At 39.7% G+C, this 14,958-nt stretch carries 15 protein-coding genes; 10 read left to right on the forward strand and 5 right to left on the reverse strand.

Annotation, left to right across the window (positions count from 1 at the left end):
* Positions 1–181: 181 nt before the first annotated feature.
* The 10 genes from ISP07_RS14565 (at position 182) to ilvN (ending at position 11,567) form a co-directional block, all read left to right on the forward strand.
* A complete protein-coding gene (locus ISP07_RS14565; protein ID WP_138600731.1) occupies positions 182–1,717 on the forward strand; it encodes a GGDEF domain-containing protein in 1,536 nt (511 codons plus the stop codon).
* Between the two features lie 71 nt (positions 1,718–1,788).
* Complete coding sequence (gene ppnN / locus ISP07_RS14570; RefSeq protein WP_209328025.1) at positions 1,789–3,132, forward strand: nucleotide 5'-monophosphate nucleosidase PpnN; 1,344 nt, start codon at positions 1,789–1,791, stop codon at positions 3,130–3,132.
* A gap of 11 nt (positions 3,133–3,143) precedes the next feature.
* Positions 3,144–3,917, forward strand: a complete 774-nt coding sequence (xni, locus tag ISP07_RS14575) for a flap endonuclease Xni (protein ID WP_209328026.1) — start codon at positions 3,144–3,146, stop codon at positions 3,915–3,917.
* Between the two features lie 71 nt (positions 3,918–3,988).
* Positions 3,989–4,372, forward strand: a complete 384-nt coding sequence (locus tag ISP07_RS14580; RefSeq protein WP_054552003.1) for a DUF3192 domain-containing protein — start codon at positions 3,989–3,991, stop codon at positions 4,370–4,372.
* Between the two features lie 6 nt (positions 4,373–4,378).
* Positions 4,379–6,076: a hypothetical protein gene (locus ISP07_RS14585; protein WP_209328027.1), complete on the forward strand. Its 1,698-nt coding sequence runs from the start codon at positions 4,379–4,381 to the stop codon at positions 6,074–6,076.
* Between the two features lie 215 nt (positions 6,077–6,291).
* A complete protein-coding gene (locus ISP07_RS14590) occupies positions 6,292–7,299 on the forward strand; it encodes an isocitrate dehydrogenase (RefSeq protein WP_054552001.1) in 1,008 nt (335 codons plus the stop codon).
* A gap of 275 nt (positions 7,300–7,574) precedes the next feature.
* Entirely contained in the window at positions 7,575–8,549 is a 975-nt protein-coding gene (locus ISP07_RS14595) for a transposase (protein ID WP_209328028.1), read from the forward strand.
* A gap of 362 nt (positions 8,550–8,911) precedes the next feature.
* Positions 8,912–9,109 (forward strand): hypothetical protein, encoded by a 198-nt coding sequence (locus ISP07_RS14600; protein WP_209328029.1) that lies wholly within the window; start codon positions 8,912–8,914, stop codon positions 9,107–9,109.
* A 236-nt stretch (positions 9,110–9,345) separates the two neighbouring features.
* Complete coding sequence (locus ISP07_RS14605; RefSeq protein ID WP_138616600.1) at positions 9,346–11,070, forward strand: acetolactate synthase 3 large subunit; 1,725 nt, start codon at positions 9,346–9,348, stop codon at positions 11,068–11,070.
* Complete coding sequence (ilvN, locus tag ISP07_RS14610) at positions 11,070–11,567, forward strand: acetolactate synthase small subunit (protein WP_054551998.1); 498 nt, start codon at positions 11,070–11,072, stop codon at positions 11,565–11,567. Before ISP07_RS14605 ends, ilvN begins: the two co-directional genes overlap by 1 nt.
* 82 nt (positions 11,568–11,649) lie before the next feature.
* On the opposite strand, the gene ISP07_RS14615 is transcribed toward ilvN, so the two are convergent.
* The 5 genes from ISP07_RS14615 to ISP07_RS14635 form a co-directional block, all read right to left on the reverse strand.
* The gene (locus ISP07_RS14615) at positions 11,650–11,925 is read right to left on the reverse strand and encodes an HU family DNA-binding protein (protein WP_004586404.1); all 276 of its coding nucleotides are present in this window, start codon (positions 11,923–11,925) and stop codon (positions 11,650–11,652) included.
* 204 nt (positions 11,926–12,129) lie between these two features.
* Entirely contained in the window at positions 12,130–12,663 is a 534-nt protein-coding gene (locus tag ISP07_RS14620; RefSeq protein WP_054562353.1) for a DUF3833 domain-containing protein, read from the reverse strand.
* Positions 12,656–13,153: a chalcone isomerase family protein gene (locus tag ISP07_RS14625; protein WP_054551996.1), complete on the reverse strand. Its 498-nt coding sequence runs from the start codon at positions 13,151–13,153 to the stop codon at positions 12,656–12,658. The genes ISP07_RS14620 and ISP07_RS14625 overlap by 8 nt, the downstream gene beginning before the upstream one ends.
* A gap of 55 nt (positions 13,154–13,208) precedes the next feature.
* A complete protein-coding gene (locus ISP07_RS14630; RefSeq protein WP_138599482.1) occupies positions 13,209–13,703 on the reverse strand; it encodes a DUF2878 family protein in 495 nt (164 codons plus the stop codon).
* Positions 13,681–14,943 (reverse strand): SAM-dependent methyltransferase, encoded by a 1,263-nt coding sequence (locus ISP07_RS14635; protein ID WP_138616596.1) that lies wholly within the window; start codon positions 14,941–14,943, stop codon positions 13,681–13,683. The genes ISP07_RS14630 and ISP07_RS14635 overlap by 23 nt, the downstream gene beginning before the upstream one ends.
* Between the last annotated feature and the right edge of the window lie 15 nt (positions 14,944–14,958).

The following is a 14,958-nucleotide window of genomic DNA, read 5'->3' on the forward strand; positions in this document are numbered from 1 at the left end:
TCAAAATTACCAAATAGACTAACAATTGCGATAAAAAATGTGAATTAAAAACCGATAAACAGCCATTGCAACAAGTTTGATAGACAAAATGGCTAAGTTTTTGACTTGGAACCTACATTTCGTACTATTTTGTTGTAAACTTAGCTTATAGACAGTTGATTAATAACGGCGGTATTACTCGGTGCAGCAACAGCATGATCTTCTTAATAAAAAGTTAAAACAAGCAATCGATGCCCGGACGGTTGTTGAGGATGCACGCAAACACCAAGTTGAGGTTCTTTCTCAGTTTGCTGCAAAGTTATCTCTAAGTTGTAAGGGCTTAGATATTGAGTTAGATAATCGCCTCGCTAAGTTTAGAAGTGCTCTGAAAAAAGGGGTTGACTTTAACCTTCTTTCACCTTTTATTGATGATGTTCTAGGGCTATTAAAACACCAAGAAGCAAAGCAAATTGCTTTACAACGCGAACTTAACAACAGTGTCACTGATGCAGGAAAGCAGCTACAAAAAGTAAAAGGTTTACCGGATGATGCCCGTCGTTCTTTACGCCATTTGCTTGATCATGAGTTAAATAACATCCAATCTAACCATGACTTTATCCCTTTATTATCTAAGCTGGTAATAATTTATCATCAAGCTTTACAGGCAAAGCTTTCGACAAAAAGTGAAACTGAATCACAAATTAAACCCGAGCTTGCAGCCGAACTACTTAACCTAGCAAATGATCTCGTTTTAGAGGATGAAAGCGCTGAACAAATCAAAGCAGTAAAGAATAACATTACACATAACGACTGTATTGATGATTTACTTGATTCTGCTCTAAAAATTATCACGATTATTACTCGTAATATGAGTAAAGAGCGTCAATCAGCACAGAGTTTTTTGATCTCTTTAAATCAAACAATTGAAGATTTACATCATTCAATTGTTTCAACCAGTAAACATTCTGAGTCACTTAGCGCTGAGTACGAGTCGCTAAATAAGCAAATAGAAGCAAAAATTAAAAACCTTAATACTCAGACGCAACAAGCAACGTCAATATCGTCCCTCAAAGAGCTAGTCGAAGAAGAGTTAAAATCATTAAGTGATGATTTAATTGCAAAAGAAAAATTAGAACAGAGTGAAAGAGAGCATTTATTAAATAGCTTTAACGACATTAATAAAAGAATAAGTCATTTAGAAAGCAAGCTCTCAACTTACAAAAAACGGTTAAATGAACAACGCTATAAAAGCTTACTTGATGGTTTAACAAAGCTACCAAACAGAGCCGCGTTCGATGAACGTTTTAATCATGAATTTCATTTATTTAACATCCAAGAGTCTGATGTGACATTTGTGGTGCTTGATGTCGATCACTTTAAATCTATTAATGATAGGTATGGCCACAGTGCTGGCGATAAAACATTGCAAGTTATTGCTAAAGCACTACAAAAATCAATTCGTAAATCAGACTTTATTGCCCGTTACGGTGGTGAGGAATTTGTGTTATTAATGACAGGCATGTCTATTGAAAATGCAGTTAGCTCTCTTGAAAAACTGCGCAAAAATATTCAGGCAATACCGTTTAAATTTAAAGATAAGCAAGTAGAAATCACTATTTCTCTTGGTGCTACCCAACTTAAAAAAGGTGATACCCCCCTCATTGCTTTTGATCGTGCCGACGATGCTCTGTACAAAGCAAAAAATGAAGGACGAAATAAAGTTTGCATTAGCAAATAAAGCCCTTATCTCAATGGTGAGGTCTTTGACACACAATGATAAAGGCTCATAGATGAGCCAGGAGAGTGCTTATGTTAAAACAACTGAATCCTACAGGTGTACTGGATTTACTATCGCAACTAGAAGTTGATCTACTCGAACAGTCATCCACCAGCGAGCGCTATAAATTATTTAGGAACTGTGTGCTCGCGGTTCTCAATGTGGGCAGCCACACCGATTCAAGCTCTGAAATTTACAATAAATACGAAGACTTTGATATTCGCTTATTAAGCCGCGAGCGTGGTATTAAAATTGAACTTGAAAACCCACCCGAATCCGCTTTTGTTGATGGCGAAATTATCACTGGTATACATGAACATATCTTCTCGGTTATTCGCGATATTCTGTTTATTTGTCAAAAATACGAAAAAGACTTAACAGAGCAAAAAACCATTACTCATATGGTCTTCGACATGCTGCGAAATGCAGGCGCACTGAGAGTGAATAGTGATCCGAGCATGATAGTTTGCTGGGGCGGCCACTCAATTAACGAAGTTGAATACAAATATACAAAACAGGTTGGCTACGAACTCGGCCTTCGTGGCTTAAACATTTGTACTGGTTGTGGCCCAGGTGCAATGAAAGGCCCAATGAAAGGTGCCACCATCGGCCATGCTAAACAGCGTATTACAGATAATCGTTACTTAGGTTTAACCGAGCCAAGTATTATTGCCGCTGAGCCACCTAACCCGATTGTAAATGAATTGGTAATTTTACCCGATATCGAAAAGCGCTTAGAGGCATTTATTCGTACCGCACATGGCATTATCATTTTCCCAGGTGGTGCAGGCACTGCAGAAGAGTTGTTATACCTTTTAGGTATTTTGTTGCATCCTGATAACGAAAAACAATGTTTACCAGTGATCTTAACTGGACCTAAAGAAAGTGAAAACTACTTTATTGAGCTGTGTAAATTCGTTGAGAAAACACTCGGTAAAGCGGCGCTTGAGAAGTTTGAAGTTATCATTGATGACCCTGAACGTGTGGGTAAAACACTCAAAGCGAAAATGGCTGATGTGCGTGAATACCGAAAGAGTCAAGGTGACGCTTACTACTTTAACTGGACGCTAAAAATCGACCATGATTTCCAACAGCCGTTTGCACCAACTCATGCTAATATGTCGAACTTAGATTTACATTTAGATCAACCAACTCAGCAACTCGCAGCTAACTTACGCCGAGCATTCTCAGGCATTGTTGCAGGTAATGTTAAAGACGAAGGTCTACAAGCCATCAAACAACATGGCCGCTTTGTACTCAGTGGTGAGCCTTCGTTAATGGCTGATATGGATAAGCTGCTGGCAGCATTTGTTTATCAAGGTCGCATGAAGTTGCCTGGCAGTAAGTACATCCCTTGCTATGAGATCAAAGCTTAACAGGAGACTATGTGACAACCCAATTACTTTTAATAGATGCGCTAAATCTTATTAGGCGCATCTATGCTGTTGATAGTAATCAGAGTCATCACAGTGAAGAACATATGATAAAAGCAAGCTGTGCCCGAGTGGCACATGCTTGCAAAAAATTACGACAGCAATCTAATGCAACTCATGCCATTGCCGTGTTTGATGGCGAAAGAAGCTGGCGCTATCACTACTTTGAGGCCTACAAAAGTACTCGTTCACCAATGCCTGACACCCTCAAGCAAAACTTATCACGCTTTAAACAAGCAATTGAAGACACTGGCATTGTGGTGTTTTCACCTGATAATGATGAAGCCGACGATATCATTGCCACCCTTGCTCACAAAGCAGCTACAAATAATGTAGCTTCGACTATCGTGTCTACTGATAAAGGCTTTTTACCGTTTTTATCTGAACAAATAGCTATCTATGACTACTTTAAAAAGCAATACATTGAAGTTGAAGATATTAAACAGCGCTTTAATGTACCCAGGCATCGACTTGCTGATTTTTGGGCTTTGGCAGGCGATAAAACCAATGATATTCCTGGTGTTAAAGGGATCGGTAATAAGTCGGCACAGCAATTAATTAATGATTATGAGTCGATAGAAGCGGCCATAAACGACGATGAGCTAAACCCTACTCTTAAACGCAAGCTAAGCTCAGAAATGGAGATGTTTGTGATATCAAAAAACCTCGTCATGCTGCGTACTGATATTAACTTAGGCTTTAGTTTAAAGCAGCTAAGGCTCAATTAGTCGCAATCTCGTAGCACAGTTGGCCAACTGAGCGTATACTGAAAATTCGCGTTAATTTTATAGAGTTACACATGTTTAAAAAGGTTTTCCAATATCTGGTACTTGGGTTAGGTGTTTATGCACTGATAGCAACCCTCGTGATCACTTTTTATAAAGATGATCCGCAAGCCATGATCTGGCAAGACCGTGAAGCCTTCAATAAGCGATATATTGCAAAGCTGTCTGTTGATAAACCTGAAAATCTAAATGCGGTGCTTGATTATTTAGGCAGCCCCGATCTAACCTATGCAAAACGCACCGAAGACAATGTTTGGCAAATAATTTTTTACCGCACTCAGCACGTTAAATCCGATGGAATAACGACAATAGACGAGTGCACGGGCCTACTTTTTAAGAATGGTCAGTTGGTGTTATGGGGGCCAAGTGCCTATGAAAGCTATCAACAAGAAACCTAAACGCTTATGATGGAAAATGTAACCCCTCGGGAGCTAGCGCGCTTATTTGATAGTACGCACCAATTACTTAAACTTTACCATCAAAAGCAAAAATGGTCTCAAATCTTCCCTTTATTAAGTAACCTTGCTGAGCGGTACTACCTATTATACCAAGCCTACCCAAAAGGGATGCAAGCGCAATTAAGCTTGTATGTAGCGAACCACGGCTACACCACAAATTTAGTCGTAAACCAATGTGTTGTAGCCTGCATTTTATGCCGTAGTCTTAATTACAACCAAGCTATTAGTGAGCAAATTATTAGTTGCTGCTTAGCTAATTACCTGTGCGTGCAATCGCAAAGTAATAAATTGGCAGCAAGTAAAGCACTCACCCCGCAAGATAAAAAACTATGGCAATGCCGTCATCAATTAGCGGCAAAATTACTAAAAGAGTCAGGCTCGCATACACTGCCTATTCAGCATTTATTAGCGCGTCTAAATAAGTATAAACAAGCACTACTAAGTGCACCGAAAATTATGATTTACGATGGTGCAACAACCTTAGTTGCTTTGGCTAATATTATTGCGATGAATACGACTTATCGCGAGTCAGGTGGGCACATAAGCGTATACAAAGCGTTAGCTGATATATATTTGCGTACACCGAACGAATTTGCACAAAATGCCATAAAAGCTCTGATTGCGCATATTGGCCCTTACATTCCGGCCAGTGAAGTAAAATATGCCGAACAAGTACTTATCTATTTAGCGACAGATGAACATGGTCGTCATATTTTAGTCGATGTGAGTCGTCCTGAAAAAATTCGTTGGCATCGCATCAAGGCAAGCTTAACGACTTGCGCTAAGCAAAGGCCTTGTAAAGATACTCGCTTGCTCTACACAGTATGGTTTAGTGAGAACATAAGTTTTGCTGAGCCACAACCAATAAATGAGCAACGTAGGCAACAATATTTAACGTTAATTAGTGCATTAAAAGTATCAAAAGAATATAGCTATCAAGGTTTAAATAAGCTTTTAAGCCCCTACCCTGAATTAATAACACAGCTCACTGTTGCCGCTAAACCCTATAATAAAGAGCAGCAAAGAGCTAAAGACTTGCGCCATTGTTTATCTATGGTCGGATACGATAACGCCCCTGCGATTATTCAAAAAGTATTATTTCAACGCTTAGTCGCAACCACCTCTCACCCACTTTTTCAGCATATCTCTAAGCGGCTTGAGAACATGGTACGTATTATCCAAGCGTTATTTAAACACATCGATTCAATTCAATTTGAGCAGGTTGCTTTGCCATTGTATGCCTATGTTCTTTATCTTTGTGAACATCAAGCAACCAGTATTTCCCGTAAAACGGTATTTGAGCAAGCTGAAAAACAAGTGATTAGCCCTCCTCTTGGCTGTTTGTTTGGGATTAGTCAGTTAAACCAAGAACCACTAACGGCGTATTTAAATCAACTGATTGGCGATAACAGTTGGACACAACATTTACTTGGTAGTGAGCAACATGATAAACAAACACTTGATATCAATGAAAAGCATTGGGTCGCGATTAAGCTATTTACTTATTATGTTTTTCAGCCAAAAGCACTTTTTAGTAGTTGGCAGGAACAAATTATTTTCGATAGTTTATCGGCCGCTGGATGGCAATCAAAAGCAGATTTTTATGCATATCTCAAAAACTGTGAATTTGCAGACAATTTTTAGATTGTGTTGTTAAAAAGTGCGAAAACGTTAAATAAATATGAACTTTAGTCTATTTATAGTCAGTATTCACAGGATAAACTGGCAAAAAGCTGAATAAATTGCTATAAAAGCCGCTTAAATTTTCAAACACATCCACGTAAGCCCTCTAACAAGTAAATCGCATGCTATTTCGCGATAAGTTTACGTGTTTATCTACTCATAAATAGGAAAAGTAAATGGCTAAACAAACCATCACAGTGATCAAAGGCGACGGCATTGGTCCTAGCATTATTGATTCAGCACTTGAGATCCTTAAAGCTGCAGGTTGCGATTTTGATTATGAATTCGTTGATGCTGGCCTTGCTGCCCTAGAAAAAACTGGTGAGTTACTTCCGCAAGAAACAATCGACACAATCGCGCGTAACAAGATCACTTTAAAAGGTCCATTAACAACACCAGTTGGTGAAGGTTTCACTTCGATCAACGTAACTTTACGTAAAAAGTTTGGCCTTTACGCTAACGTTCGTCCTGTTAAGTCATTTGCAGGTACAAAAGCTCGTTACGATGACATCGACATCATCACTATTCGTGAAAACACGCAAGGTATGTACTCAGGTCTTGGCCAAGTTGTTTCTGAAGATGGTAACGAAGCAGAAGCAATGTCAAAAATCACCCGTGAAGGTGCAGAAAAAATCGTTACTTTTGCATACGAGCTAGCGGTACGTGAAGGCCGTAAAAAAGTAACTGCTGTACACAAAGCTAACATCCTTAAATCTACATCTGGTTTATTCTTAAAAGTTGCACGTGAAGTAGCTGAGCGTTACCCACAAATCGAATCAACCGAAATGATTGTTGATGCAACTTGTATGAAACTAGTTATGACTCCTGATGAGTTTGATGTAATCGTTACTACAAACTTATTCGGTGACATCCTATCTGACCTATGTGCTGGTCTTGTTGGTGGTTTAGGTATGGCTCCTGGCGCAAACATCAGTGAAGATGCTGCTATCTTCGAAGCTGTACATGGTAGTGCACCAGACATTGCAGGCAAAAACCTTGCAAACCCAACTTCAGTGATCTTAGCATCTATCCAAATGCTGGAGCACTTAGGTATGGGCGACACTGCAGAGCGCATCCGCAGCGCAGTTGCTGATGTTATCAAGTCAGGCGACCGTACAACTCGTGACCTAGGTGGCAGCCACGGTACTACAGACTTCACTCAAGCTGTAATTGAGCGTCTATAATAGAACACTTGTTTGGGGCTAATAAACTTAGCCCTTAACCACCTAGCAAAAGCCAGTCTACGACTGGCTTTTTTATTACCCCAACTTAACCAGACACCCACTTTATCTAACAACAACTTAATCAGACACCCACTTTATCTAACAAGATTTAAACACATAAAACTAGACACCCACATTTATTCTTTCAATATACTAACCAGACATCCAATTTAATATTTCTCACTTCTCAAAATTATGACTAAACTTACACTGTTCAACTCATGGAGGAGAAGAGCATGGCAACCCCTCGTAGAAACTTAATTAGCGTTTCAAGCACACCTTACTATCATTGTATTTCACGCTGCGTTCGTCGCGCTTTTTTGTGCGGGCAAGACCCACTAACTGGTCGTTCATATGAACACAGGCGCGATTGGGTTGAAAAGAAACTACTTCAACTTGGCAGGATATTTTGTATTGATATTTGCGCCTACGCGGTTATGAGTAATCACACTCATCTCGTTCTTCATATCGATATTGCAAAAGCTAAGCGTCTAAATAAAAAGGCTATTCTGATTAGGTGGCACAAGTTATTTAAAATTACATTCCTATGCCAACGATTCTTAAATGGTGAATTGCTAACACAAGCCGAACTCGCTTCAGTTAATACCAGAGTAAATTTATATCGTGAGAGGCTCAGCAGCATTAGTTGGTTTATGCGTGTTCTTAATGAGGGTATTGCACGAAAAGCGAATCAAGAAGATGAGTGCAAAGGACGGTTTTGGGAAGGTCGCTTTAAGTCACAAGCTTTACTTGATGAAGCAGCACTTGCCGCTTGTCTTGCCTATGTTGATTTGAACCCTGTAAGAGCAAAAGCGGCTGATTTACCAGAAGAATCTGACTACACCAGTATTAAATCTAGAATTCATGCAGCTCAAAACAATAAGCAACCAAAATCACTTATGCGTTTTGCAGGTAAACCACGTAAACATATGCCTAACGGACTACCTTTTGAGCTCAAAACATACCTACAACTCGTCGATTGGACTGGCCGCTCAATACGAGAAGATAAGCCAGGGAGAATCCCCGAAGATGCGTTACCAATTCTTGAACGATTAAATATTTGTATTGATAACTGGCTTACACTCACCACCTCTTTTTCACGCTCATTTAAAAATACGGCGGGTAAAGAACAAGCTATCACAGCTTATACAAATCATATGAAACGAAAACGAAGAAGTTCTATAGCTAATAGCTTAGCCTTATTTACTTAGGTACGCATTCGACACTAAAAATCAGTCTTACAAATCCAATCCTTTTAATTCTAGAGGCATAACGACTTTTGCAACTAGCGCTGACCAGTGTGTAAAATTTTAAAGATTAACTCAGCACATAAGGCTGAAATTTAATAAATGACAATGAAAAATCACTATTCTTTCTAGCAATTCAGCTTGTTCTCAATAATTCACATCTTACTTAAACTACATCTTTTTAAAAATAAGTTGGGTGTCTCATTAAACTGATTAAATATAAGTTGAGTGTCTATTTAATAAAAATATCCAAACCTTATTGTAGCGAGGTGTTAAAGTGGGTGTCTAATTATAAAAAAGAAACCGATTCTGATAGTAGCTAAGTTATGCAAGGCAGTAACGTAAATGTATTATCTATTGGTTTGATTAGCCATTTTCCACACGAACAATTCAATGCATATTTACACCCCAAAATAATGACAACTAAGCATCTAGATGCAACAAAAATATCAAAAAGCTCAAATATAGAAAAATTAATGCAAAAAGCCACATTTACGGTTGACATCAGTTTCCAAAACGCTTAAAAATACTCCTAACATTTTTTAAACAGCAGCCATCTAGTCGGCTGTGTATTTTTTAGAAGAAAATTAAAGAATAATGATTATTCGCCGTCACCTTTTAGTCGTCAACGTTCTCGTACTGGTCTTAGTTACAAGCCCAGCGGGAGGCTATTAAAAGGTGAAAGCACGCTTTTTAAAAACCCCCGCCATATGCGGGGGTTTTTTTATGCATTTATGCTTGCACACACAGAGGAATGAGGATGAGTACAACTGAATATAATGGATCCGAACTAGTTGTTCGGGCACTTAAAGAATTGAATGTTAAGTATATTTTTGGCTACCCAGGTGGCTCTGTTCTTGATTTATATGACGCGTTATTTCAACAAGAAGATATTGAACATATCTTAGTACGTCACGAACAAGCCGCAACTCATATGGCTGATGGTTATGCCCGTGCTACCGGTGAAGTCGGTGTAGTGCTAGCAACGTCAGGCCCTGGCGCGACAAACTGTGTAACAGGTATCGCGACAGCATACATGGACTCTATCCCAATGGTGGTGTTATCTGGCCAAGTTCCTACTGGTTTAATTGGTGATGATGCATTCCAAGAAACAGATATTGTTGGTTGTTCTCGCCCTATCGTAAAGCACAGCTATAACTGTCGTAGCGCAAAAGATATTCCAACAATCTTAGCAAAAGCATTCTACTTAGCCAGCACAGGCCGCCCTGGTCCGGTTGTGGTTGAATTACCTAAAGATATGCTTAACCCTGAGTTAAAGTTCCCATTCGAATTTCCAAAAACAACTGAGCTTCGAACTTATAACCCGAACACTAAAGGCCACTCAAAACAAATTCGCAAAGCAGTGAGCGCAATTTTAGAAGCTAAAAAACTGGTTATTTACTCAGGTGGCGGCATTATTCTATCAAATACCTCTGAGCAACTGACTCACTTGGTTGAATCATTAAATGCGCCAATCACTAACACCTTAATGGGCCTAGGTGGTATAAGCGGTACTCACCCTAACTTTATTGGTATGTTAGGTATGCATGGTAGCCTTGAGGCAAATAAAGCCATGGCAAATGCTGATGTTATTTTAGCTTTAGGCGCTCGATTCGATGATCGGGTAACAAATAACGTTAAAAAGTTCTGCCCTAATGCGACTATCGTTCATGTTGATGTAGATCCAACCTCAATTTCTAAAACAATTAAAGCGCACATCCCGGTTGTTGGCTGCTTACAAACAGTGCTTGAACAGTTACAAACAGCGATTGATAAAAGCCCTATTTCAATTGATCGTTCTGCACAAGAAGATTGGTGGCGTCAAATCATTAGCTGGCGTGAACAAAAATGCCTAAGCTACAGCACGGATGGCGATAAAATCAAACCACAAGCGGTTATCGAGGCAATTTATAAGGCAACCAATGGTGATGCTTACATTAGCTCTGATGTAGGTCAGCATCAAATGTTTGCAGCTCAGTATTATCCGTTTAAACACCCTCGCCAATGGATTAACTCTGGTGGCTTAGGCACCATGGGCTTTGGTTTACCTGCGGCAATGGGCGTTAAGCTTGCCTTCCCTGATAAAGAGTCTATCTGTGTGACGGGTGATGGTTCAATTCAGATGAACATTCAAGAGCTATCAACTTGCTTACAATACAATTTAGCTGTGAAAGTTGTGTCGTTGAATAACCGTTCACTGGGCATGGTACGTCAGTGGCAAGATATGATGTATTCAGGTCGTCACTCATCTTCTTACATGGAATCACTTCCCGATTTCGTGAAATTAGTAGAAAGCTATGGCCACGTAGGTATTCGCGTTGATCATATTGATGAACTACAACCTGCTATTGAAAAAGCCATGTCTATTAACGACAGACTGGTATTTTTAGACATCTGTGTAGATGAAAAAGAACATGTTTACCCTATGCAAATCAAGCTAGGGGCAGTCGATGATATGTGGTTACGTAAAGGAGTAAAAGCATAATGCGCCGTATTTTATCAATCTTATTAGAAAACGAACCTGGCTCGTTATCGCGCATTGTAGGCTTATTTTCACAGCGCGCTTACAACATCGATAGCCTGACTGTTGGCACGACTGACGATCATTCTCTTTCGCGTATTACCATTACAACCATGGGTGATGATCGCATCGTTGAGCAAATCACTAAACAAGTGAACAAGCTTGTAGATGTTCTTAAGATTATTGACTTAACCGAAATGGCGCACATCGAGCGTGAGCTATTATTAGTGAAAGTTTTTGCCCAAGATGAAACCACTCGAGCAGCAGTAACGCGTGTTGCTGATGTATTCCAAGGTGCTATTTTAGATATGGGGCGCCACAGCTACACACTGCAGCTTGTCGCGAGCACAGAAAAAATTGAATCCTTCCTTGATACTTTGCGTCATGAATCAGACATTATTGAAGTTGTACGTTCAGGTGCGGTTGGTATTGGTCGTGGTGATAAAGCGTTAAAGGCATAAGCCTTTTTCGCTAGCGCGACAAAACTCCAGATACAAAAAAAGGGCTATAAGCCCTTTTTTCAATAATTAGTAAGTTACCCTATTAAGGATTAACTTGGTCTTTAAGACCTTTACCCGCTTTAAAGCTTGGGATAGTTGCTGCTGCGATTTGGATTTCTGCACCAGTTTGTGGGTTACGGCCAGTACGCGCTGCGCGCTCTTTTACTGAGAAAGTACCGAAACCAACTAATGCTACTGAGTTACCTTCTTTAAGAGAGCTAGTAACTGCGCCAGTGAATGCATCTAGTGCACGAGTTGCTGCCGCTTTTGAGATTTCTGCATCAGTAGCAATTTTTTCAACTAATTGAGCTTTATTCATTGTTAGATTCCTATTCGTTATTATTTTGCCTTCGCAAAACCTATCTTTATGCATTTTTGAGAAGTTAGCAACAGCAAATTGCTATTTTTACGTAATTTATTCAAAAATGACTACTATTTAACTATCAATCACAAGGTTAGTGACATCAGTATTAATAAAGACTTAATTTAACTTCCATCACAAAATTTTATGATAGCCAAACCATCATTCAATTTTCTCGATAACCAAGGTAACTTCCCCGACCTCAAAGCCAAACTTATCAATAGCGGTACGGTTTATCAAGCGTGATTGTGTTACCAAGTACATCCAATCATCGAAATTTACCACTAAAGTACTACCATCATATGGAAGCTCGACAGAATATGTCCAATGGAACACGCTTCCATTGCTCTCACCCTTTGCTTCGCCAATCACATCTGATGCTGTCCCTGTGATACTGCCATCATCATTAATGGTAATGTACCAAACACGGGTTTGCGTTTCGCCATCATCATAAACAAATTGCTCGTCAATCACTCCCTGATTGCCGTTCCAAGATGCTTGCATGTCAACTACCAGCTTACGAGTTAACTCGCCCTTGTGGTCTTGCACAACGCCGTAGGCTTTGAGCTCACCACTAAAAAACTGCTTAAAGTCAAACTTAGGCTCTGTTCCTTGATAATAATCAACATCAGGCGCAGAGCAGCTGGTAATTAACAGTACCATAGCAAAAATAAAGAGTGCTTTGAGCTTAATCATGTTTCCCTCCAATAAGCTGTTTACGAAGTGATGGTTCAGACGTATCGGCGCTTAACCAAATTGCTAAGAAGTTGTCAGCGAATCTATTATCATCGATCTGACCTAGCTTTTTATCATTAAAGTAGAAAGTACCAATTCCTTGCTCGTTGGTTTGAAACGACAACGAATCGTTTTTTTTGATATCAGGCCAAAGGGCTAATAATTGTTTATCGTAAGCACCAACCATGTCATTGAGCTTTAAATGTTGCCATTGCTCGTTGGTTGCTTTGACGATGTCTTTCGCATCGAAATCCCGCAAATAAGTCAGTGTAAGTTTGCTGGGGTGTTGGCCAAACTGATACGAACCCGATGGGGTCTCTAATTTAGCGTTATAAACATCCCAAAACAGATACTCCATTTTCGCTTGGCCCACCGTTTTAAAGCCATTTGCATATACGCCCGCAGAGAACAATAACGCAGCAAATAAACTTAAATTAAGTGACTGTTTCATCGAATAATCCTTAAAGTTGTGTTGTAAAACACTACGAAAAACCACCTAAAACTGATCATTTAGCCGCTAAAAATCGCTTATTAATAGCGATAATAGCCATAAACATACTTGCCCAACCCAAACCATAAACGAGCCAAAACTGCCAAAGAACGAGCTCAGTATTAAGCACTTCAAAGCGCATTCCAGCATAGTAACTAGCAGGAGCAAATAGCGCGCAAACACCCCAAGCAATATACCAAGGCAGCTTTTGTAGAAAGTGCATCGAAGTATTAATGGTTAAAAGTAGTGCAGCCCAAAGTACAGCAAGCCATAGAGGAAAAGGGCTTACTTTAAAGGCAAGTAAATTTAAGCTGCTGGCAAGCCATTCATAGCCCAGTGCGAGAGGCAAACCACATAAGAGTAGCCAACTATCTTGCTGGCGTTGCTTTGATAGATAAATCATCAAAGCGACAACAGCTAAAGCGGGTATCAGAGAGTTGTGCTCAAGGAGTAAGGCCATAAACCATACCCCTTGAAACAAAGCAAAATTAATAATCGAGCGCGATATCATCGCCAGAATGGCCAAAACGAGGTTTACGGGCAACTAAATGAACGGTACTGATAGCACGGGTTCTAAACGCACCTTCACAGTAAGCTAAATAAAATAACCATAAGCGATAGAATCGCTGGTCAAATTTCACTTTATCTATTTCAGGCCAGCTAGCCACAAAACGCTCACGCCAATCAGCCAAAGTTCTTGCATAGTGAACACCAATATCTTTTACACTGTGCACAACCATGTCTGTTTGCTGCTTTATTTGCTTGTTCATTTCGTCTAAACAAGGTAAACAGCCACCTGGGAAGATGTACTGCTGAATAAAATCGGAATTTTTAAGGTAATGACTGTAACGCTGATCAGCTATGGTGATTGCTTGAATAAGCATTGCACCACTGTCTTTTAATAAAGACTGACATTTGGCAAAAAAGCCTGGCAAATACTCATGCCCAACAGCTTCAATCATTTCAATTGATACAAGCTTATCGTACTTGCCCTCTAAGAGGCGGTAATCCTGCTTTAATAACGTTATTTTATGCTCAAGGTTAAGCTCTTTAACCTTTTGTTCAACATAGGCATGTTGCTCATCAGAAATGGTGGTCGTTGTTACATGGCAATCAAAATGTGTTGCTGCATAAATCGCAAATGCGCCCCACCCTGTGCCAATCTCAATCACCGAATCACCAGGTTGTAAATCAACCTGCTCACAAATCAATGCTAGTTTGTGCGCTTGGGCCTTTTCAAGGCTAGCTTGTTTTGACGGGTAAACAGCACATGAATACAACATTTCGTCACTTAAAAATGCACTGTATAAATCGTTGCCTAAATCATAGTGCGCCGCAATGTTCTTTTTTGAACCGCTTGCTGAGTTTTTATTTTTAATGTGATTAACTCGGTGCGCAATGCCACTTAAGAAGGCGAATTTTTTCTCGAATGCATCTAGCTGATCTTGATTAAGGGCAAATATTTCGATAAGTTTAGTGAGGTTGTCACAATCCCAATAGCCGAGAATATAAGCCTCTCCGGCACCCACACTGCCAGATAACGCAAATGACTTATACATAGCAGCATCATTTACCGTGACCGTTGCGTGTAAATCACTTGTAATGTCACCGAATTGCTCTGTTTGGTTACCCTCTTTAAGAGTAATGCAACCGATGTTGATACTGTTGAATGCACCTATTACCAGTTTTTTATAAAGCTTTGTCATCCAGCCGGTCGTTTGGGCTTGTGTTAAATTTGATACTTTTTCCATCACATCACCTAGTTG

The organism is Pseudoalteromonas sp. PA2MD11, assembly GCF_017808125.1.
GTDB lineage: Bacteria > Pseudomonadota > Gammaproteobacteria > Enterobacterales > Alteromonadaceae > Pseudoalteromonas > Pseudoalteromonas simplex.